Annotated in this window: 20 protein-coding genes; 10 read left to right on the top strand and 10 right to left on the bottom strand. The window is 71.0% G+C overall.

Going from position 1 to position 19,419, the window contains the following annotated elements; translation table 11 throughout:
• Nucleotides 1-186 precede the first annotated feature (186 nt).
• A complete protein-coding gene (locus tag ACFYZF_RS26430) occupies nucleotides 187-1,755 on the top strand; it encodes a polysaccharide lyase family 1 protein (protein WP_387025179.1) in 1,569 nt (522 codons plus the stop codon).
• A gap of 96 nt (nucleotides 1,756-1,851) precedes the next feature.
• Here ACFYZF_RS26430 and ACFYZF_RS26425 read toward each other — a convergent pair whose 3' ends face one another.
• From ACFYZF_RS26425 to ACFYZF_RS26415, 3 genes are all read right to left on the bottom strand, one after another.
• On the bottom strand, nucleotides 1,852-2,505 hold the full coding sequence (locus ACFYZF_RS26425; protein WP_387025177.1) for a GNAT family N-acetyltransferase: 654 nt from the start codon (nucleotides 2,503-2,505) through the stop codon (nucleotides 1,852-1,854).
• Between the two features lie 64 nt (nucleotides 2,506-2,569).
• Complete coding sequence (locus ACFYZF_RS26420) at nucleotides 2,570-2,770, bottom strand: DUF397 domain-containing protein (RefSeq protein ID WP_387025175.1); 201 nt, start codon at nucleotides 2,768-2,770, stop codon at nucleotides 2,570-2,572.
• Complete coding sequence (locus tag ACFYZF_RS26415) at nucleotides 2,761-3,528, bottom strand: DUF5753 domain-containing protein (RefSeq protein ID WP_350888286.1); 768 nt, start codon at nucleotides 3,526-3,528, stop codon at nucleotides 2,761-2,763. The genes ACFYZF_RS26420 and ACFYZF_RS26415 overlap by 10 nt, the downstream gene beginning before the upstream one ends.
• A gap of 488 nt (nucleotides 3,529-4,016) precedes the next feature.
• Here ACFYZF_RS26415 and ACFYZF_RS26410 point away from each other — a divergent pair, with 488 nt between their 5' ends.
• Together ACFYZF_RS26410 and ACFYZF_RS26405 are read left to right on the top strand one after the other, a co-directional pair.
• Nucleotides 4,017-4,310: a hypothetical protein gene (locus ACFYZF_RS26410; protein WP_387025173.1), complete on the top strand. Its 294-nt coding sequence runs from the start codon at nucleotides 4,017-4,019 to the stop codon at nucleotides 4,308-4,310.
• Complete coding sequence (locus ACFYZF_RS26405; protein WP_387025171.1) at nucleotides 4,310-4,555, top strand: flavin reductase; 246 nt, start codon at nucleotides 4,310-4,312, stop codon at nucleotides 4,553-4,555. The genes ACFYZF_RS26410 and ACFYZF_RS26405 overlap by 1 nt, the downstream gene beginning before the upstream one ends.
• Before the next feature lie 166 nt (nucleotides 4,556-4,721).
• Here the strand turns inward: ACFYZF_RS26405 and ACFYZF_RS26400 are convergent, their stop codons facing one another.
• A complete protein-coding gene (locus ACFYZF_RS26400) occupies nucleotides 4,722-5,147 on the bottom strand; it encodes a nucleoside deaminase (RefSeq protein ID WP_387025169.1) in 426 nt (141 codons plus the stop codon).
• On the bottom strand, nucleotides 5,144-5,359 hold the full coding sequence (locus ACFYZF_RS26395) for a hypothetical protein (RefSeq protein WP_387025168.1): 216 nt from the start codon (nucleotides 5,357-5,359) through the stop codon (nucleotides 5,144-5,146). The genes ACFYZF_RS26400 and ACFYZF_RS26395 overlap by 4 nt, the downstream gene beginning before the upstream one ends.
• A 171-nt stretch (nucleotides 5,360-5,530) precedes the next feature.
• Between ACFYZF_RS26395 and ACFYZF_RS26390 the strand changes: the two genes are divergently transcribed.
• The 3 genes from ACFYZF_RS26390 to ACFYZF_RS26380 all read left to right on the top strand — a co-directional run bounded on the left by ACFYZF_RS26390 (nucleotide 5,531) and on the right by ACFYZF_RS26380 (nucleotide 9,189).
• The gene (locus ACFYZF_RS26390) at nucleotides 5,531-7,981 is read left to right on the top strand and encodes a hypothetical protein (RefSeq protein ID WP_387025166.1); all 2,451 of its coding nucleotides are present in this window, start codon (nucleotides 5,531-5,533) and stop codon (nucleotides 7,979-7,981) included.
• Between the two features lie 419 nt (nucleotides 7,982-8,400).
• Nucleotides 8,401-8,604 (top strand): hypothetical protein, encoded by a 204-nt coding sequence (locus ACFYZF_RS26385; protein ID WP_387025164.1) that lies wholly within the window; start codon nucleotides 8,401-8,403, stop codon nucleotides 8,602-8,604.
• Nucleotides 8,605-8,655: 51 nt separating this feature from the next.
• Entirely contained in the window at nucleotides 8,656-9,189 is a 534-nt protein-coding gene (locus ACFYZF_RS26380) for a hypothetical protein (RefSeq protein ID WP_387025162.1), read from the top strand.
• On the opposite strand, the gene ACFYZF_RS26375 is transcribed toward ACFYZF_RS26380, so the two are convergent.
• The 5 genes from ACFYZF_RS26375 to ACFYZF_RS26355 all read right to left on the bottom strand — a co-directional run bounded on the left by ACFYZF_RS26375 (nucleotide 9,161) and on the right by ACFYZF_RS26355 (nucleotide 14,171).
• Nucleotides 9,161-9,502: a hypothetical protein gene (locus ACFYZF_RS26375; RefSeq protein WP_387025160.1), complete on the bottom strand. Its 342-nt coding sequence runs from the start codon at nucleotides 9,500-9,502 to the stop codon at nucleotides 9,161-9,163. The genes ACFYZF_RS26380 and ACFYZF_RS26375 overlap by 29 nt on opposite strands.
• Nucleotides 9,503-9,746: 244 nt before the next feature.
• On the bottom strand, nucleotides 9,747-10,787 hold the full coding sequence (locus tag ACFYZF_RS26370) for a DUF4034 domain-containing protein (RefSeq protein ID WP_387025158.1): 1,041 nt from the start codon (nucleotides 10,785-10,787) through the stop codon (nucleotides 9,747-9,749).
• Nucleotides 10,788-10,831: 44 nt separating this feature from the next.
• On the bottom strand, nucleotides 10,832-12,202 hold the full coding sequence (locus tag ACFYZF_RS26365) for a hypothetical protein (protein WP_387025156.1): 1,371 nt from the start codon (nucleotides 12,200-12,202) through the stop codon (nucleotides 10,832-10,834).
• A 110-nt stretch (nucleotides 12,203-12,312) separates the two neighbouring features.
• The gene (locus tag ACFYZF_RS26360; protein ID WP_387025154.1) at nucleotides 12,313-13,131 is read right to left on the bottom strand and encodes a TIM barrel protein; all 819 of its coding nucleotides are present in this window, start codon (nucleotides 13,129-13,131) and stop codon (nucleotides 12,313-12,315) included.
• 2 nt (nucleotides 13,132-13,133) lie between these two features.
• The gene (locus ACFYZF_RS26355) at nucleotides 13,134-14,171 is read right to left on the bottom strand and encodes a zinc-binding alcohol dehydrogenase (RefSeq protein WP_387025152.1); all 1,038 of its coding nucleotides are present in this window, start codon (nucleotides 14,169-14,171) and stop codon (nucleotides 13,134-13,136) included.
• A gap of 118 nt (nucleotides 14,172-14,289) precedes the next feature.
• On the opposite strand from ACFYZF_RS26355, the gene ACFYZF_RS26350 reads away from it, so the two are divergent.
• From ACFYZF_RS26350 to ACFYZF_RS26335, 4 genes are all read left to right on the top strand, one after another.
• The gene (locus ACFYZF_RS26350; protein ID WP_387025150.1) at nucleotides 14,290-15,675 is read left to right on the top strand and encodes an ABC transporter substrate-binding protein; all 1,386 of its coding nucleotides are present in this window, start codon (nucleotides 14,290-14,292) and stop codon (nucleotides 15,673-15,675) included.
• Nucleotides 15,672-16,631, top strand: coding sequence for a carbohydrate ABC transporter permease (locus tag ACFYZF_RS26345; RefSeq protein WP_387025147.1), 960 nt, complete (start codon nucleotides 15,672-15,674; stop codon nucleotides 16,629-16,631). Before ACFYZF_RS26350 ends, ACFYZF_RS26345 begins: the two co-directional genes overlap by 4 nt.
• Complete coding sequence (locus ACFYZF_RS26340; RefSeq protein ID WP_387025145.1) at nucleotides 16,631-17,497, top strand: carbohydrate ABC transporter permease; 867 nt, start codon at nucleotides 16,631-16,633, stop codon at nucleotides 17,495-17,497. The genes ACFYZF_RS26345 and ACFYZF_RS26340 overlap by 1 nt, the downstream gene beginning before the upstream one ends.
• Nucleotides 17,498-17,710: 213 nt before the next feature.
• A complete protein-coding gene (locus ACFYZF_RS26335; protein ID WP_387025143.1) occupies nucleotides 17,711-19,258 on the top strand; it encodes an LPXTG cell wall anchor domain-containing protein in 1,548 nt (515 codons plus the stop codon).
• The last annotated feature ends 161 nt before the right edge of the window (nucleotides 19,259-19,419 follow it).

Genomic DNA, 19,419 nt, shown 5'->3' with positions numbered 1-19,419 from the left:
GGGCGACCATCGCGGCACCTGCGGCGACTCTGCCCGGCCGTCGCTGCGCAACTGGTGCTGCCGCCGATGCCGCCGGGACGATCCCGGATCACTCCACCGCGACGGCGGGCATCTCGCCGGGTTCCGCTTCGACCGACACGTACGTAGCAGCGACATCCAGCATTCGAGGACGAAGGTGAGGCGACAATGAGACGACCAGTCGCACTGCGGCTCCAGGCGGCGCTGGCCACAGCGGCCGTCGGGGTCGCGATCGGGGTGGCTCTGCCGACACCCCAGGCGTCGGCGGCGGCCGGCAGCGCCACCGGGTACGCGACCCAGAACGGCGGAACCACCGGCGGTGCGGGCGGGCAGACGGTACGGGCCACCACGGGGACCGCGATCCACACTGCCCTGTGCACCCGGACCAGCAGCAGCACCCCGATCATCATCGAGGTCACGGGGACCATCAACCACGGCAACACCAGCAAGGTGTCGGGCGACAGCTGCAACACCGCCGCCGACGTGATCGAACTCAAGCAGATCAGCAACGTCACGATCATCGGGGTCGGCGCCGGAGCCGTCTTCGACCAGCTGGGCATCCACATCCGCGACTCCAGCAACATCATCATCCGGAACGTGACCGTCCGGAACGTCAAGAAGTCGGGTTCGCCCACGTCCAACGGTGGCGACGCCATCGGCATGGAGAGCACCGTCCGCAACGTCTGGGTCGATCACGTCAACCTGGAGGCGTCCGGCGGGGAGTCGGAGGGGTTCGACGGCCTGTTCGACATGAAGGACAACGTCCAGTACGTGACCCTGTCCTACAGCACCCTGCGCAACTCCGGCCGGGGCGGCCTCATCGGCTCCAGTGAGAGCGACCGCTCGAACGGCTTCGTCACGTTCCACCACAACCTGTACGAGAACATCGACTCCCGCACGCCCCTGCTGCGCGGCGGCATCGCCCACATCTACAACAACTCCTACGTGGGCTTGCACGAGTCCGGCATCAACTCCCGGGCCGGGGCCAGGGCCAAGGTGGAGAACAACTACTTCAAGAACTCCAAGGACGTCCTGGGCACCTTCTACACCAGCGAGGCCGGCTACTGGCAGGTCAGCGGCAACGTCTTCGACAACGTCACCTGGTCCAGCCCCGGCAGCGACAACAACCCCGCCGGCCCCGACCCGCAGTCCAACACCACCGTCAGCATCCCGTACTCCTACAGCCTCGACGGGGCCGGCTGCGTGCCGGACGTCGTCCGCCAGACGGCAGGCGCCAACACAGGCCTGAAGGAGTCGAACGGCAGCTGCTCGCCGCAGACGCCGTCGCCGACACCGACCACCCCCACCCCGGGACCGACCACTCCCACCCCGGGACCGACCAGCCCCACGCCGGGACCGACGAGCCCCGGCGGGACCAACCTCAGCATCGGTGCCGGCTCCGACGGGTCGAGCAAGGCCAGCGGCACGAGCTACGGCAACGTGCGGGACGGCGACATGAGCACCTACTGGTCGCCGGCCGGCTCGACCGGCTCCATCTCGATCAAGTGGGGCTCCGCCACCACGGTGTCCAGGATCATCATCCGTGAGGCGTCGGGCGCCGTGGGCAACATCGGGTCCTGGCGGGTCACCAACGGCGGGACCGGCGCCGTCCTGGCCTCCGGCAGCGGGGCGGGTGCCATCACCTTCCCCTCGACCTCACTGACCAAGGTCACCTTCGAGATCACCAACTCGACCGGCACGCCGAAGGTCGCCGAGTTCGAGACGTACGCCGGGTAGCAGTGCGGTCCCGCTGCCCGGTGGGTCCGGCATCCCCCGGACCCGCCGGGCGGCGACCGACCCGGCATCGACGCCGTGACCTCCGCCCGCCGCCAATCACTCGGGGGCGGGGGCCGTCGGACGCCCCGGAGTCGGGATGGCCGCGTGGTACGCCGCCCACATCGCGCGGGTCATCTCGTACTCGACCTCACCCAGGTCGGCTGCCGGCAGCGGGTCGTCCCAGGTCGGAAAGTACGTGCGCACGAACCGCATGCCGACGGCCTCCAGCACGCCCCGGGAGCCGATGTTCACGGTCATGGTCTGCGCGATCACCCGGCTCTGCCCGACGGTGTCGAAGGCGTGCCGCAGCAGGGTGCGGGACACCTCGCTGGCCAAGCCCTTGCGCCAGTACCGACGGGCGAGGCGGTAACCGAGTTCCGCGACGGTCGGGTCGTCGGGTTGGTCGGGGCCGTGCGCCGGCGGAAGCATCATGAGCCCGACGAACTCGCCCTCGTCCTCATGGGCCGGCGGCGTCGAGCCACGCGCGCCACCGTCGGTGCCGAACGCCATCCAGTAGCCCAGGCCGTCCACCTTGTCGGCCAGGGCCATCCTCCGCGAGTGGGATTCGACCACCTCGTCCCGGGACCGCGCCCGGCCGGTGAGGTAGCGAAGCACCTCCGGGTCGGAGTCGAGCTGGACCTCCGCCTCGATGTGCCGGTCGGCGAGCGGAGTCAGCAGCAGGCGGTCGGTGCGCAGGACTGGTTGGGCCATCCGGCGAGAATCACATGACGGTGCTGGCGATGCGAGCCAATTACTGCCGATCTGCGCTGGTCCGTCAGGTGACGGGGCCGAGCTTCCTCGCGAAGTCCACGAACCCGGCCCAGGCGACCGGCGCGAAGGCCAGCGTCCCGCCGTCGCGGTCCTTCGTGTCACGGACGAGGACGGCACCGGGCAGATTGTCGGCGACCTCGACGCAGTCGCCACCGTTGTTGCCGCTCTTGGTGCTCTTGCGCCACTGCGCGCCGGTCAGGTCCATGAGGCTGCCGCTTCCCTGATGAGGTCTAGGGAGTGCCTTCGGGACAAAGCCTCCCCGCGCACGCACTCCCAACGTCGTTCGAGCGTAGCAATGTCGGCGGTCCGTTCGATGATCTGCGCTTCCGCCTGGCTATCGACATGTACGACCCGACCGCCGTCAGGGAGTTCGGCGACCGTGAAGGGGCCGCCGAGCCCCGGATACATCCCGGTGGACACCGGCACTATGAACACCTGGATGGCGGGCCGGGCGGCACACTCTGCCAGGTGGGCGAGCTGGTCCGCCATCATGGCGCGGTCACCGTCGAGGGTCCGCCGCAGCACGGATTCATCGATCACCGCGACGAGTAGAGGCGGACGGTCCCGGCGTAGGACGCCCTGCCTGCTGAGTCGAGCTGCGACCAGATTGTCCACCTCGGCCGACGACAACGCTTCACCCGCGAGCGTCGCCCGAGCGTACGCCTCGATCTGCAGCAGACCCGGCACCCAGGCGAGCTGGAAGCTCCGCAGGGACACAGCCTCCCGTTCGATCTCGGCCCATGGTCGGAACCAGGCTGGTGCTCGGCGCTTTAGAGCGTCAGGCCACAGCGTGCCTACATCCTTCCCGAGCAGCTTCGCGACCTTCGCGCGATGGCGGGACTGCGGAATATGCCCTGGGTTTGCCCATCGGGCCGCAGTTTTGGGATCCACACCGACCTGAGCTGCGAGGGTTTCGGCGGTCAACCCGCCGGTGGTCATGGCCTCGATCACGGCATGGTTCATCCGGTTTCCCCTCTGGATTGTCCCGCCCGCTCCGACCCCATAATGCTACGCGGTGTGATTGTCTCGCAACCGTCAGAAAGCTGGGTGTCAGGGCGGCGCGGGTCGGCTGACAAGTTCCCGGCTCGCGTTCGTCGAGGGGGCCGCCCGGTCCTTCCCGCACCACGCCGAGCGGGCGGCCCCCTCTCCAATCTCGACGGACGAGGGAGAGCCATGTCGCACCGAGGAGGACGTCACCGGGCCTATCGCGGCCGACACTGCGCGTGCCAGGTGTGCGGGGAGACGAGGGCCGGCAAGGAGAGGCGCGAGCCGAAGACCGAGCCCGAGCCGAAGACCGAACCAAAGCCCGCGCGGTACGACCCGCCGCTTGTCGGCCCGATGATCCCGCCGCTGCGCGTACCGCGTAACGACGCGGAGATGCGGGTCAGGTGGAGCCTCGCCGGCCAGCCGCGCGGCCGGACGGAGACGTGGCACGAGAGCGGGGGCCGGCGGTGAGGTCGACTCCCGGTCCGCTGGCGCTGGAACTGCACTGCGCGGCGGGCCCCGCCTGGCTGTGCGAGGCCGACGGCGAGCCGTTCCCGTGCTCCGAATGGCGAGGTCTACCGATGGACGACCACCTTCGCGGCGCGCTACTGGCGGGCTTCACGCTGTTTCTCCGCCCGGCGATCCGCGACCTACGGGGCCGACCCGAGGGCCCGACCCCGCCGGAAATCGTGAAGCGGTTCCTGTGGTTCCTGCCGATGACCGACGAGGAGGCGCGGGCGACCGCGCTGCGGTGCCGCTGATGCCCGGCAGCCCGCACCTCCCGATCCGTCCTCTCTGGCTGTGCAGGCGCTGCGGGGCTCCATGGCCATGCGGCCCGGCGCGGCTGTCGCTGCTGGCTGAGTACCAGGGCAACCGGACGGCCCTGCTGTTCTACCTGGCGATGCTCAAAGAAGAGGCAAACGTCCACCTGACGGCGTTGAATCCGTCGAATCCGCCGGTCGACCTGACCAACCGCTTCCTGTCTTGGGTCCGCGCGCCACGGTAGCCCTCCCCGACCGCCCGCCCCGGTCCGGTTCCCTCCCCCGGGACCGGCCCGGGGCGGGCCTAATCCCGCGCGAACAGCTCGTACCTCGCTGGCGCGCAACCCTTCTTCCGACGACAGTGCCCAGGATGCCAGCGTGGCCGAGCGGGTCACCGCACTCAGCTGCGCTCTAGTAATAGTTGTCGATCGGCTGGCGCGCCTCATCGAATAGCGCCGGCCCCTCGTACCGCACCGGGGGCAGCGGCGGGGTAGCCGGTCTGACCTCCTCGAGCTGTTCGGTGGACAGGGCGTACACCACCCGGCCGAGGCCGGAGCGGTCGATCGCGGTCGCGCACATCGGGCAGGGCTGGCAACTGGTGAACATGGTGGTGCCGGCCGCCACGTCGGGGGCGAGTTCCCGGGCGGCCCAGCGGGCCAGCTTCAGTTCCGGATGGGCGGTGATGTCGGAGTCGGAGACCACGGTGTTGTGGTCCTCGGTCAGGACTGTGCCGTCCGCACCGACAAGCAACGAGCCGAATGGCCGTTCGCCGGACGCCCCGGCCTGGCTGGCGATTTCCAAGGCACGGCGGAGAAATATCTCGTCGTCGGGGATCATCGGTCCTCCTGGGATTCGTGGTGTGCGGCCACGGCCGCTGGTGCCCGCCAGGCGCGTTCGGGCTGGCGGGCCTCAGTCAGGTCGCCGTTGAACGGATCGAGCAGCGCCGTCTCCGCGCCGAGCAGACGGATCTGGTCGATGTCGGCGATGATCTGGTCGATGGGCCGAAAGCGGCGATCCGGTCCAGGACAGCCGTAACGCCTACAGAACATACGCCTCGCTGCGACCGATAAGCGGAGGTTGCCGCCGGATGTTCGTAGGTGTGTTGGCTCGATCGCTTTCAGTAGGGTGCGGGAATGGTCCGGGGCCGGGGCGGCGGGTTGTGGTGGCGGTTCCTGGCTGCGGGGGTGCCGGGGGGTGTGGCCGGGGCGACGGTCTGGGCCTTGGTCGCCGACGACAAGACGGGGTGGACGGTCGTCGCGGGCGCTACGGCGGCCGTTGCGGGTGGGTTCGGCCCGTCCCTAGGGCAGTGGGCGGCGGCCCGGCGAGAACGGCACGAGCGGCAGGGCCGGGCGGTGGCCGGTGTGTTGGTGGCGGACCTGCCGGCCTCGGTGGCGTGGTTGTTGCATCCCCAAGCGGCAGTGATTCGGTTCTTCGGCCGGGGCTGGGTTTTGCGGGGGTTGCAGACGTGGTGTGCGGACCCGGCCGCATCGCCGGTGCGCCTGGTGGTGGGGAGCGGCGGGGTGGGTAAGACCCGGCTGGCCCAACACTTCGCGACCGGCCTGGCGGGCTGGACGTGGTGGCCGGTCGCGCCACAGGGGGAGGCACGGGTGGCGCAACTGGTCGCGGATGGTGAGGCTCCCGCCCGGTTGTTGCTGGTGGTCGACTACGCCGAGACCCGCGACCCGGCGTCGCTGGCGGCTCTGCTGTGTACGGCGCAACGGGCCGAGGGTGTGCGGGTGCTGCTGCTGGCCCGCACGGCCGGGCTGTGGTGGGCCACCCTGTCGGCCGCGTACCCGGAACAGGCGCACCTGGTGGATGCCTTGACGATGCCGGCGAACGTGATCGAGCTGCCGGCACGCGTCGAGGAGCGTTCCCCCTCCGAGATCGTCGCGGATGCGGTGGCACAGTTCGCCGACCACCTTCGGTACGCGCCGCCGGCGGAGTTCACGCCACAGGCCCACGATGCGGATACGCCGGTGTTGCGGTTGCACGCCGAGGCGTTGGTCGCGGTCCTCGGTGGCCCACGCGGTGGCGGTCGCTACGACGTGCTGGCCGAGGTGATCAGCCACGAAGCGCGCTACTGGCGCGGCTGCGCCCGACGCGCCCGGCTGGTCGCTGCCGATGACGTGACCTCCCGGGACGCGGCGTTGCGTCAGGTGGTGGGCCTCGCGGCGCTACTCGGTGCCGACGACGACGGGCAGGCGGCGGGCCTCGTACGTCGGGCACCGCTGCTGGGCGAGGACACGCCGGAACCGGTGGTGGGCGCCTTCGTGCGTTGGCTGCGGAACTTGTATCCGTCGGCGGGATCGGGTGGGGCATTGGGAACGTTGCAGCCGGACCTGCTCGCGGAGGGCCTGGCGGTGGCGGTGTTACGCGACTGCGCGCCGGCCGAGCAGGTGGCGGTGTTCTCTGGGCTGCCCAGGGCGCAAGCCGTGCGGGCGTTGACGGTGCTGGGCCGGGCGTGTGTGTATCAACCGGACGCGGTCAAGGTGATCGAAATAGCGTTGAGTGCTGACGTGCCGGTGATGACCGAGGCGGTGCTACAGGTTGGGACGCAGTTCCCGGGCAGGTTCGCCGCCCGGGTAGCGACTCTGCTCATGACAGCCGCGATCGATCCCGAATGGGCGCGCGCGTGGGCGGAGCGGGTGCCTTATCCGTCCCTGGAACTGGGCCAGGTCGCGATGGCCTTGACCACCAAGGTCCTCATCGACCTCCCACCAACGACGCCCCCGCAGGAACGAGCGGCCTGGCTCGGCGGCCATGCGGTCCGACTGGCGGAGGCTGGCCGCCGTACCGAAGCCCTGACCGCCAGCAACGAAGCCGTCAACCTCTACCGCGAACTCGCCGCCACCAACCGCCACGCCCACCTCCCCGACCTCGCCATGTCCGTCAACAACCACGCACTCCGACTCGCGGAGACCGGACATCCCACCGAAGCCCTGACCGCCAGCAACGAAGCCATCGCCCTCTACCGCGAACTCGCCGCCACCAACCGCGACGCCCACCTCCCCGGCCTCGCCATGTCCGTCAACAACCACGCACTCCGACTCGCGGAGACCGGACATCCCACCGAAGCCCTGACCGCCAGCAACGAAGCCGTCAACCTCTACCGCGAACTCGCCGCCACCAACCGCGACGCCTACCTCCCCAACCTCGCCATGTCCGTCAACAACCACGCGGTCCGACTGGCGGAGACCGGCCGCCGTACCGAAGCCCTGACCGCCAGCAACGAAGCCGTCAACCTCTACCGCGAACTCGCCGCCACCAACCGCGACGCCTACCTCCCCAACCTCGCCATCTCCATCAACAACCACGCACTCCGACTCGCGCAGACCGGCCACCCCACCGAAGCCCTGACCGCCATCGAGGAAGCCATCGACCTGCGCCGGGAACTGGCCGCCACCAACCGCGACGCACACCTGCCCAACCTCGCCATATCGCTCCGGAACGTGGGTGTAGTAGGACTTGCCGTAGGCGTTGCGAGCGACCGCGTCGTCGCGATGACGACCGAGGGCGTGCAATACCTTGAGGAACTAGCTGCTACCGAACCGGAAGCGTTCGCGGCGCTTCGGGACACGGCCGTATCAATCCTGGCCGAACTGCAGCGGGAATTCAGCAAGCAGTCCGTCGCCGGAGCATCCGACGACGCGTCTCCTGGAACAAGCGCCTGAACTTTGGTACCGAGCCCGCCCGGCCGTGCTGCGCCAGCTCGCCGGCACCACGGCCGGCACGCCGTGACCACCACCCACGCCGACCCAACAGAGGCGGGCGGCCGGTCCACCCGGACGCAGCCGAGGCCGCCGCACTGATCTGGAACGCTCGCCGCCTGACCGGCGGCCAACTGCGGCAGTCCACGACCGGGCACACGCCATGCGGCATGAACGCGCCGACGAACTCAAGCCTCAACTGCGTTGCAGCTGCCTCGGACATATCTGCGGCCAGGTCACCGAGTGCCAGCACCGTCGTGCTGGAAAGCTGGACTGCGTACGGCATGTGGGGCATGCCGCGACTTCGCCCGCTGCGGAGCATCACGGGCCGCTAGAGCCAACTCGCGTCAGGGAACGCCGCCGACCAGCGGTACGATCCGGAAATGCTTGCCGGCGTCACGCGGCCGTTGATCTTCGTCGACATCGACGGCGTGCTCATCCCGTTCCGGGCCCGTTCGGATGGCACGGGTAGCCATGCGGGCAACAGCGCGGGAAACGGTTCCGACCGTTCGGGCAGCCGACTGTGCACATCTGCCGCTGATCGGGCATGGCGGGACGTGACGGAGGAGTGCCAGCACTTGGCATAGAGCAATGCCGATGAACAGATACCGGATCAGGCTATGAACGCAGGATTGCCAATGCTTGTCGCTCTGCGACAGGGTCTCTCCACGCTCGACGAGCTCCTCTCCATGCCCTTCGTAGCTGACGCTCAGGGTGGAGTGAAACCGCACCATGTCAATCTACGGACAAGCCAGGAGTTCGGGGATGATGAGACTCGTGATGAGGTCTTCGGCCCGGTACTCGCGGAGTTCGAGGCGGACCGTGCCCGACTGGCGCAAGCGATCACTATGCGCTACGGAAAACCCCGGCGGAAGAACCTCAGGCCGTACTTCGAAGACGGCGCCCCGCCCGACGAGCCGGGCAGCTCATCATTCGTTTACCTGACAGGCTGGTTCCTTGAGATCGACCTGTGGCAGGTGGGCGACCGCGGAATCGTCGTCGAGGTCGGCCATTGGGACAAGGAACTTCCCCTGCAGTTGATGCTCGTCGTGGGCGATCTGAGCCCACGGCGACGACCGCGACCGCTTCCTCACCGACGCCCATACCGCCCTGCGCTGAGCAAGCAGGCAGTCGAAGGAAAGGCTACGAGTCCAACCGAGGCGGCCGAGTGACGGGTGGAGGCGAATCGGCCGCAAGCCGGACCCGCTTTCGCCACCGGTAGTGACGCCACACGGCGACGGTGACCGCCACGGCAACGAGCAGCGCGATGGCCCCCTTCCAGGCACGCTCGAACCACCATCGGTCGTTGCCGAACGCCGCCTCACCGGCCATCATCAGCCATAGCCCCACCCACGCCCACTGCCAGCCGCGTGGACGGCGGAATTCGTCGGGCGGGTCGAAGAATGCGACGGACACAGCGGCTGCGGTGCCGACGACGACGATCAGCGGTACTCCGATGCGCCAGATGGCCTCCGACAGCGACACGGACCGATCATGGCACCGCGTCGACTTGAATCACCAGCGCCGTTCTCGCCCAACTCTTTGCGGCGGCCAAGCACTCACCACGGGCTACGATCGGACCCCTCTTCACATCGGCCGTTACGACCGATCGCCCACCGGCCGCTGCCACGCCGTCGACGTTGTTGGCTGCCGGCGTTGTGCTGCCCGCTCATAGGGCTGACGGATCGACGGGGTGAATTGAGGGTAGCCAGGACGGCGTAGCCGGCGGTCAGGCAGCGCGGCGGGCGCGGCGGCGGGCGCGGAGGAAGGCTGTATCGCCGCGTACGTCGTCCCACCAGGACCACGGAACGCCGGTCATGTACCGGCCGATCGACGCGAAGACCGGCGCGGCGTCGGCGTCGCGGCCGGTGCGCGCCAGCCCGTACGCCAAGAAGTTCACGTCGTTGAGCCAATCGGCGTGCCGGGTGGCCGGCTGGTGGAACCACCGGGACAACGCGTTGTCGAGATCGGACTGCATGACCGGATCCTGCCGCCACCGCTGGCTGATCTCATCGGCGGTGCTGTCCGGGGACTCGCGTTCCTGTTCCCACAGCGCCCACTCGGCGGCGGCCCGTACCGGCAGCACGTGCAGCGGAGAGCCCGCAGGCGCTGCGGCGGCGACCGACCGGGCGAAGCCGAACATCGCCTCGTGCGAGCCTCTCCACTTCCTGCAGTGGGAGGTCAGCCTGAGGGCGTGCCCCTCCCGATGCCAGGGGTCCCGCCGGGTCAGCTCACGCCACGTCTCCTCGATGTCCTCCCGTGGCGCGCTCTGGTCGATCATGAGTGTTAGCCGGATCGCCCACGGCGTGGGGTCCTCGGGTGCGAGCCGCATTGCCAGGTCGTTCACCTGTCGGGCCAGGTGCAGCAGGCGGTTGAACTCAGCCCACTGCTCGGGACGGACGTTGGCGGCCCAGTCCCCGCCGCGCACCTCCCAGGCTCGTGCCATCAGGGAATGAGCACGTACGAGCTGAGCATCCGGATTGGTGGGCGAGCGCGCCGCCCAGCGGTCGGTCCAGGCGGCCTCGGTGTCGACCCGGCCGGTCGTACGGTCGACTCGGGACCCCAGCCCACCCGCGGTCGATTCGGCCAGCACGCGGACGCACCGCGCCCGACGGTCGTAGTCACTCCGGGTGGCAGCCACAGCCTCCCGGGCCGGCCCGATGTCGGAGCCGTACCGCGCCTGCGTGCACGCCTCGCGCAGCGCGGCGTCGTCCTGCGCCAGGTTGGTATCGATCTGGCGGGTGAGCACCCGCCACACGGTCGAGATCATAATCAAGGATGGTAGGCATCGGCCCCGACGGACCGGCCGGCGGTTCAGTCGCCGGCCGGCTCGTCGGCGAGGACGTCGAGCAGCAGGGCGGCGGTCCAGCCGAACGCGGGTGAGCCGAGGCCGGCCCCGGTGTCGGGGTGGAAGTACTCGTGGCAGCCGGCCGTCGCGACCAGGTCCACCATGGACGAGCGCAGCCCGGCGGCGAGGTCGAGCCGGTGGTGGGTGCGCAGCCCCCGCCACAGCAGCCAGTTGAGGTTCATCCAGCTCGGCCCCCGCCAGTAGCGCAGCGACTCGAAGTCCGGGGCGGTCCGGTCGTGGCTGGGCAGCGGCCGGTCCATCCGCGCGGCCAGCCCGAACCGGGGCGAGCACGCCTCGGCGAGCACCGTGGCGACCTGCCGGGGCGGCAGGTCGGGCAGCGCCAGCGGGGCGAGGCCGAGCGCGGTCCGGGCCGGCACGAGCCGGCCGGCGCGCAGGTCCCTGGGGTGGAAGGCGCCGGTCGCCGGGTCGTAGAGCCGGTCGACGAGGGTCGCGGTGATCCGGGCCGCCCGCTCGCGGTGCGGGCCGGGGTCGCCGCCGACCGCGCGGGCGATCGCCGCCAGGGCGTGCTCGGCGAGCCCCAGCGCGGTGTTGAACAGCGGGCACTCCACCAGGAACGGGTGCCGCCCGGCCAGCCCGTCGTCGCCGTACCGGCCCGCCCGGTAGGCGTCGACCAGCGCGACGTACCGCGCGTAGTCGAGGTCGGTGGGGCGGTGCGCGGCGTCGGCGTGGGCGGTGTCGTGCCGCCGGTACGCCCGCATGACCGCCTCGTCGGCGGGCACCGCGGCCAGCGGCGGATCCCAGGCGGGGCTGTTGTCCAGCCCTGACTCCCAGGGGTGCACGAGGCAGGCCAGCCCGGCCCCGCCGACGTCGCGCCGGCCGGTCAGGTAGCGCTGTTGGGCGACCAGCCGGGGGTAGAGCCGGGCCAGTTCCGCCCGGCTGCGCTCGGACAGCGTCCGCCGGTACGCCAGCCAGGCGGCGAGGGCGTGCACGGGCGGCTGGACGATGCCGGAGGTGGCCACGGCGGGCGCGCCCGGGGCGCGGGCGGAGTCCCAGAACCCGGGCCCGGGGAAGTACGACCCGACGCGCAGCGCGGGGTTGAACACGATGTGCGGCACCCGCCCGTCGGCCCACTGGGCGGCGAACAGGGTGCGCAGCTCCCGCCAGGCGCGGTCGGGACGTGCCGTGGCCAGGCCGATCGCGATGAACGCCGAGTCCCAGCTCCACTGGTGCGGGTAGAGGGTGCGCGACGGGACGGTGTGGTCGTGCTCCCAGTTTCCGTCGAGGGTGGCGACCGCCAGCCGGCGTAGCGCCCCGAGGTCCCGGGCCGTGGCCGGCCCGACCGGGGGCGCGTCGTCGGCGGCGGTGCCGGCGCTCACGCCGACGCCCGCTTCGGCTCGGCGGTGCCGGCGCTCACGCCGACGCCCGCTTCGGCTCGGCGGTGCCGGCGCTCACGCCGACGCCCGCTTCGGCTCGGCGGTGTCGGCGCTCATGCCGTCGCCCGCTTCGGCTCGGCGTGCCGGAGCACGGTGGCGGCCTGTTGCAGCGCCCGCACCGGCTCGCCGCGCAGCCGGCACTCCAGGGCCAGCCAGCCCCGGTAGTCGACCTCGAGCAGGGTACGCACCAGCGCCCGCCAGTCCAGGTGCCCGGCGCCGGGCTGGCACCGGTTGGAGTCGCTGACCTGGACGTGCCCGAGGTAGGGCGCGGCGGCCCGCAGGGCGGCGTGCACGTCGTCCTCCTCGATGTTCATGTGGAAGGTGTCGGCGACCACCCGCACCGAGGGCAGCCCGACGGCCGCGCAGAGGGCCACCGCCTCGTCGAGCCGGTTGACCATGTGGTCCTCGTACCGGTTCAGCGGTTCGAGGAAGAGGGTGACCCCCTCGGCGCGGGCGTGCTCGCCGAGGACGCCGAGGGCGTCGAGGAGGACCCGCCGGTCGGCGGTCGGCGGGCGGGGCGGCTCGAACGGCGGCAGCCGGCGGGAGAACATCCCCCAGGCGGCGGGGGTCAGCACGCCGACGCCGCCCAGCTCGGCGATGACCGACAGTTGGGAGCGCAGGTTGGTCACGGCGTCGCGGGACCGGTCGGGGTCGAAGTCGCCGATGAAGTGGTCCATCTCGACGCAGACGGTCGGCATCGCCACCCCGGCGGCGCGGGCCCGGCGCAGCTCGGGCAGCCGGCGGGCGAAGGACAGGTCGCCCCGGCCGCGCAGTTCGAGCCCGTCGAAGCCGAGCGCGACGGCGAGGGCGTGCTTCTGGATCAGGTCTCCGCCGGGGAGCAACTGCTCCTGGCAGGCGAGCGGAATGGTCATCTCTAGAACCTCAGCACCACTTGGAGGACGTCGGAGTCACCGCGGTCGAGCAACGCCAGCGCGTCGGCCACCGCGCCCGCGTCGACGACGTGGCTCACCAGCGGCAGCGGATCGACGCTGCCCTCGGCCACCAGGTCCATGAAGGTGTGGGCGACCCGGGCCCCGGTCCACCGGCCGGCCAGGCCGGGCGCCGGGTCGGCACCGGACACCTGGGCCGCCACGAGCTGGATCCGGTTGTGGTGGAACTCCTCGCCGAGTCCCAGCCCGTCGGCGTGCCCCTGGTAGAAGCCGGCCGCCACGACGCGGCCGGCGTGGGCGGTGGCCCGGATCGCCTCGTGCAGCGCCGGGTACGCCCCGGACAGCTCCAGGCAGACGTCGGCGCCCCGGCCGCCGCTCACCCGGCGCAGCGCGACGGCGGCGGACTCCGCGTCCGCGTCGACGACCAACCGGGCACCGTAGCGGGCCGCGTGGCCCAGCCGGACGGCCAGCCGGTCCACCGCCACCACCCGGGCCCCGGAGAGGGTGGCCAGCCGGGTGGCGAGCAGCCCGATGACGCCCTGGCCGAAGACGCCGACCCAGTCGCCGAGGTGCAGGTCTGCGGCGATGACGGCGGTGAGCGCGATGGCGCCGGGCCGGGCGAACACGGCGGCGAGCGGGTCGAGCCCGGCGGGCAGCGGGTGGACCGCGTCGGCGCGGACGACCGCCTCGGCGCGGTGGCCCCAGATGCCCCACACGGTCTGGCCGGAGTGCCGGTCGGCGACGTCCGGGGCGGCCTCGACGATCTCGCCGACCTCCTCGTAGCCGAAGCCGGCCAGCGGGTACGGCACCGGCGCCCGGCGGGGGACGAACATCCGGGTGGCGTCGTCCCAGTCCTTGCTCAGCCGGGGGTTGCTGCCCCGGTAGAGGGTGAGCTCGGTGCCGGCCGAGATGCCGGAGTAGCAGGTGCGGACGCGGACCTGGCCGGGGCCGAGCGGGTCCGGGGCGCAGGGCTCGAGGCTGATCCGTCGAGGCCCGGCGAGTGAGACAACCCAGTTGACCATGAGTCACATCCCGGTAGCACTGGGCTCCATCGTAGAACAAAATATCGGCATATGTCTTGTAATTGATCAATCGAAGGTATTGAATACGTCATGTACCCCTTCGAGAGGAGTGCCACCGATGCCATCACCCTCGATGCGGATGTTCGCCTCGGCCCTGATCCTGGCAGTAGTCGGCGTCTCCCTGACGGCCTGCGGTGACGAGGCGGGCGACGAGAAGACGCTCACCGTGTGGAGCCTGGAGGACGTGGCCGACCGGGTCACCGCCACCAGGGCGCTCATCGCCGACTTCACCGCGCGGACCGGGACCAAGGTCGACCTGGTCACCGTCAACGAGGACCAGTTCCCGTCCCTGATCGCCACCAGCGCCGCCGCCGGCGAGCTGCCCGACGTGGTCGGGTCCGTCCCGCTGGCCGGCGTGCGCACCCTGGCCGGCAACGACCTGCTGCACCCGTCCGCCAACGGCGAGATCGTCGACGCGCTGGGCCGGCAGACCTTCTCCGCCCGGGCCCTGGAGCTCACCGCCGACGGCGGCCGGCAGCTCGCCGTGCCCAGCGACGGATGGGGGCAGCTCCTCGTCTACCGCAAGGACCTGTTCGCCGCCGCCGGCCTGCCCGTCCCCGACACGTACGAGAAGATCGCCGCCGCCGCGGCGAAGCTGCACACCGGCGGGGTCGCCGGCATCACCGCGGCCACCTCGGCGGGCGACGTGTTCACCCAGCAGACCTTCGAGCACCTGGCCCTGGCCAACAACTGCCAGCTCACCGACGACTCCGGGTCGGTCACGCTGGACTCCCCCGAGTGCGTCGAGGCGTTCCGGTTCTACGGCGACCTGATGCGCACCGCCTCCGTCCCCGGCGCGCAGGACGTGGACACCACCCGGGCCACCTACTTCGCCGGCAAGGCGGCGATGCTGGTCTGGTCGCCGTTCATCCTCGACGAGCTGGCCGGGCTGCGCGACGACGCCCGGCCGACCTGCCCGCAGTGTCAGGCCGACCCGACGTACCTCGCCCGCAACAGTGGCTTCGTCACCGCGATCAAGGGCCCGAACGGCACTGAGCCGGCCCAGTACGGCGAGATCAGCTCCTGGGCGGTGCTCGACGACGCGGCCGGCCCGGCGAGGTCCCTCGTGCAGTTCATGCTCGGCGACGGGTACCCGCGCTGGTTCGGCATGTCCCCCGAGGGCCGGTTCCCGGTGCGCAAGGGCACCGCCGACGACCCGGAGAGGTTCCTCACCGCCTGGAACGCCAGCCAGGCCGGCGTGGACCGCAAGCAGCCGCTGGCCCAGGTGTACGGCGACGACGTCCTGGCCGCCCTGCGCCGCAGCCCGGACAGCTTCCAACGCTGGGGCCTCACCCAGGGCCAGGGCAAGCTGGTCGGCGCGATCCTCGGCGAACTGCCGGTCCCCAGGGCCCTCGCCGGCGTGGTGTCCGGGAAGTCCGACGCCCCGGCGGCGGCCCGGCGGGCGAAGAAGGACGTCGAGGCGATCAAGGCGGGTGTCAATTGACCACCACCGCGCCCGGCCCGGGCCACTCCCCCGCCCGGGAACGGCCCGCCCGGCCCGGCCGCCGACCGCCGACCCTGCGCCGCCGGGAGTCCCGCGCCGGCCTCGCCCTGGTCGCACCCACCCTGCTCGTCGTCCTGGCGGTGGTCGGCGTCCCGATCGGCTGGACGGTCCTGCTGGCCTTCCAGCGGGTACGCCTGGCCACCCTGCGCAAGACCGGCCTGTTCGGCGAGTTCACCCTGGACAACCTCGACCGGGTGGTGCACACCCCCGGCTTCGCCGGCACGCTGGGGACCACCGTGCTCTACAGCATCGGCGGCACCACCGGCTCGATCCTGATCGGCCTGGTCGCCGCGCTGGTGGTGCGCCGGCCGTTCCGGGGGCGGACCCTCGTCCGAGCGTCGATGCTGCTGCCGTACGTGGCGCCGGTGGTCGCCGTCGCCTTCGTCTGGCAGGTGATGCTCGACCCGCAGCTCGGCATCGTCAACGACTGGGGGCAGCGGTTCCTGGGCTGGGACGCCCCGATCCCCTTCCTGTCCCAGGACTCCACGGCCCTGTGGACGGTGATCGCGTTCGAGGCGTGGCGGTACTTCCCGTTCGCGTTCCTGTTCCTGCTGGCCCGGCTCCAGGCCGTGCCGGGCGAGCTGGAGGAGGCCGCCCGGGTGGACGGGGCGACCCCCACCCAGCGCTTCCGGCACATCCTGCTGCCCCAGCTCATGCCGGTGATCGCCCTGCTGGGGGTACTGCGGTTCATCATGACGTTCAACAAGTTCGACGACGTCTACCTGCTCACCGGCGGGGCCGCCGGGACCGAGGTGGTCAGCGTCCGGGTCTACCAGTTCCTCACCGCGCGCACCGACGTCGGCGCGGCGGCGGCGCAGGCGGTCGTGCTGGCCGTGGTGCTGCTCGCCTTCGTCGCGCTGTACCTGCGCTTCTTCGCCGGCCGGGAGGAGTCGTGATGGACCGGGACCGGTTCGAGACGGTGACCCTGCGCTGGCTGCGCCGGGCGGTCATCACCGCTTTCCTCGTGATCACCCTGGTGCCGTTCTGGTACATGCTGGTGCTCTCGGTACGCCCCATCGAGCAGTTGCTGCTGCACCCCGGATCGCTGCTGGTGCCGCTGGGCGAGTTCACCGTCGCCACGTACGCCGAGGTGCTCAGGGCCGCCGACGACGGCGGCCAGGGTTTCGCGACCTTCATCCGCAACAGCGGCCTGGTCGCCCTGGCCGCCACCGCGCTCACCCTGGTCGTGGCGATCCCCGGCGCGTACGCGGTCTCCCGGCTGCGGTTCTTCGGCCGCCGGCAGGTCAGCGCGCTGTTCCTGGCGGTCTACCTGTTCCCGTCGATCGTCATCGCGATCCCGCTCTTCGTGGTCTTCACCCGGGCCGGGTTGCGCGGTTCGCTGTTCGGGCTGGTGCTGGTCTACATCTCGCAGACCCTGCCGGTCTCGGTCTACATGCTGAAGAACTACTTCGAGACGATCCCGATCAGCCTGGAGGAGTCCGCCGCGATCGACGGGGCGGGCCGGCTCGGGATCATCCGCCGGGTCAGCCTCCCCCTGGCCGCCCCGTCGATCATGGCGGTCGCGCTCTACGACTTCATGATCGCCTGGAACGAGTACCTGTTCGCCCTGCTCTTCCTCGTCGACAAGCCGGACCGGTGGACGGTGTCGCTCGGGCTGTCGCTGCTCGCCGACGGCGTCGAGGTGCCCAAGACGGTGCTGATGGCCGGCTCGGTGATCCTCACCCTGCCCATCGTGCTCCTGTTCTTCTCCGGCGAGCGGCTGCTCACCGAGGGCCTGACCAGCGGCGCGGAGAAAGGCTGACGGCAATGTGGCGCATCCGGGTTCGGCGGGGCCCCGCGGCGGGGGCATCCGTGAGAGCCTTGGCGGTAACCCTGCACCCCGACGTGGCCCGCCGCTTCCCGGCACGCCGTTCGACGCAGGCTCGCCCGATCCCCTACTCGGCGCTCGTCGTCGTCGGCGCCGCGACTGCTTCCCCCGAACTTCATCTGTCGCCCGCAACCGGAGGCATCCGTCATGCACACCCATCGCGCCCGGCGCTGCCTCGCCGGGCTGGCCGTGACCGGCATGATCGTCACGGCGTCCGTCGGGGCCCCCGCCGCCGCAGCGGCGCCGACCGCCGACGTCAAGCTGCACGCCAACAACGTGATCGTTGCCCCCGACGGCCCGCAGAAGTCGGTCGAGCTGCGCCCACTGTCCGACCGCCCCTTCGGCAACTACACCGTGCGGCTGGACCGCAGCGCGGTCGCCGCGTTCGCCGAGGTCACGGTGGCCAGCGACTGGGGGGACTGCACGACGCAGGGCGAGGTCATCACCTGCGAGATGGCCGACGAGGGCGAGCCGACGAGCCTGTTCGACGTTACCGTGAAGGCGCGTGCGGGCGCGGAGATCGGCCAGCAAGGCACGCTGGCGTTCACGCTCACCGCGCCCGATGTGGGCACCGGGACGTACCGCTCCACCGTCGTCGTCGGCGAGGGGGTCGACCTCGCCGCCGAGCGTGAGCTCTCGCTCGGCGGCAAGCTCGGTGAGCGGGTCCACGTCCCGCTCACGGTGGCGAACCGGGGCACGAAGACCGTCCACGGCATCGTGCTGTATCTCTCCGGCTCCTTCGGGTTCACCCCGTCGAAGCGGTACCAGAACTGCAAGTACAGCAGCCTGATCCTCGACGACAGCAACTTCGCCTGCACCTTCGACGATTCGCTGGCTCCCGGCGAGGCGGTCCGAGTGGACTCGACGTTCGGCGGGACGATCCCGGCCGACGCCTGGGCGCCGAACGTGCACTACAGCTGGGTCGCGTGGTTCACCCCGGCCGACTGGGAAAGGTCTGCCTCAGCCAACTCGCTTGTCCACAAGGGCACCGACCAGGCTCTGAAGCTGGTGCCGGTCGGCGGCGCCCAGGCCCGTGCGCTCGGCCAGACCGACACCGACCCGATCAACAACGAGACCGGGATCACGCTGACTGTCGCCGGTGACAACAACCGTGCCGACGTCGCCGCGGAGGGCGCCACCGTCACCGGGGCGGTCGCCGCCACCGTCCCGATGACCGTCGGCTACCTCAACAACGGCCCCGCGCGCGTCGGGCCCAGCGGCCAGAAGGCGCTCACCGTCAACACCATCGTGACCCTCCCCAAGGGGGTCACCGCCGTCGCCGTGTCGAACTTCTGCGTTGACCCCTCCGAGAAGGAGTGGAAGCCCGGCAAGCCCGGAGCCCGGATCTACTCGTGCTCCGCCCGCGGCACGATTCCCCGGGGCGAACGGGTGAAGTTCGAGTTCAAGCTGCGGATCGACCGGGCCGGCAGCCAGACCGGCACGGTGAAGCTACAGGGCTTCACCAGCGGCGGCAGCCCGGCCAAGGACCTGGACCCCGCCAACGACACCGCGAAGATCACGGTCAAGTCGACCGACGGCACCGGCGACGGTGGCGGTGCTGGCGGTGGCGGTGGATCACTGCCGATCACCGGGGCCTCCACCGGCCTGATCGCCGGCCTCGGCGGCCTGCTGATCGCCGTCGGCGCGGGCGGCTACCTCCTGGCCCGTCGTCGGCGCACTCGTTTCGTCGCCTGATCCGCCTCGGCCGGGTCGATCCCGGTGGCCGCGGGGTTTCCGATCTTCGATCGCCCGGTGGGCCGGCTTGGGCTCAACCGGTGGTTGCAACACCTTCGTTGATGGTGGTGGAGGTGGTTGCTGATGGCGGCGCGGTTGTCGGCGGGGGAACGTGAAGAGAT

This window comes from Micromonospora sp. NPDC001898 (assembly GCF_042891255.1).
Classification (GTDB): Bacteria; Actinomycetota; Actinomycetes; order Mycobacteriales; family Micromonosporaceae; genus Micromonospora.
Note: the sequence above shows the minus strand (reverse complement) of the source record. Positions and strands in the feature narration are given on the sequence as shown.

What these genes read in the sequence shown, in the direction of transcription:
- ACFYZF_RS26430 (WP_387025179.1), top strand. Translation starts at nt 187, where the DNA reads ATGAGACGACCAGTCGCACTGCGGCTCCAGGCGGCGCTGGCCACAGCG.
- ACFYZF_RS26425 (WP_387025177.1), bottom strand. Translation starts at nt 2,505, where the DNA reads ATGGCCCAACCAGTCCTGCGCACCGACCGCCTGCTGCTGACTCCGCTC.
- ACFYZF_RS26420 (WP_387025175.1), bottom strand. Translation starts at nt 2,770, where the DNA reads ATGGACCTGACCGGCGCGCAGTGGCGCAAGAGCACCAAGAGCGGCAAC.
- ACFYZF_RS26415 (WP_350888286.1), bottom strand. Translation starts at nt 3,528, where the DNA reads ATGAACCATGCCGTGATCGAGGCCATGACCACCGGCGGGTTGACCGCC.
- ACFYZF_RS26405 (WP_387025171.1), top strand. Translation starts at nt 4,310, where the DNA reads ATGCCCGGCAGCCCGCACCTCCCGATCCGTCCTCTCTGGCTGTGCAGG.
- ACFYZF_RS26400 (WP_387025169.1), bottom strand. Translation starts at nt 5,147, where the DNA reads ATGATCCCCGACGACGAGATATTTCTCCGCCGTGCCTTGGAAATCGCC.
- ACFYZF_RS26395 (WP_387025168.1), bottom strand. Translation starts at nt 5,359, where the DNA reads ATGTTCTGTAGGCGTTACGGCTGTCCTGGACCGGATCGCCGCTTTCGG.
- ACFYZF_RS26385 (WP_387025164.1), top strand. Translation starts at nt 8,401, where the DNA reads ATGCTTGCCGGCGTCACGCGGCCGTTGATCTTCGTCGACATCGACGGC.
- ACFYZF_RS26380 (WP_387025162.1), top strand. Translation starts at nt 8,656, where the DNA reads ATGCTTGTCGCTCTGCGACAGGGTCTCTCCACGCTCGACGAGCTCCTC.
- ACFYZF_RS26370 (WP_387025158.1), bottom strand. Translation starts at nt 10,787, where the DNA reads ATGATCTCGACCGTGTGGCGGGTGCTCACCCGCCAGATCGATACCAAC.
- ACFYZF_RS26360 (WP_387025154.1), bottom strand. Translation starts at nt 13,131, where the DNA reads ATGACCATTCCGCTCGCCTGCCAGGAGCAGTTGCTCCCCGGCGGAGAC.
- ACFYZF_RS26355 (WP_387025152.1), bottom strand. Translation starts at nt 14,171, where the DNA reads ATGGTCAACTGGGTTGTCTCACTCGCCGGGCCTCGACGGATCAGCCTC.
- ACFYZF_RS26350 (WP_387025150.1), top strand. Translation starts at nt 14,290, where the DNA reads ATGCCATCACCCTCGATGCGGATGTTCGCCTCGGCCCTGATCCTGGCA.
- ACFYZF_RS26340 (WP_387025145.1), top strand. Translation starts at nt 16,631, where the DNA reads ATGGACCGGGACCGGTTCGAGACGGTGACCCTGCGCTGGCTGCGCCGG.
- ACFYZF_RS26335 (WP_387025143.1), top strand. Translation starts at nt 17,711, where the DNA reads ATGCACACCCATCGCGCCCGGCGCTGCCTCGCCGGGCTGGCCGTGACC.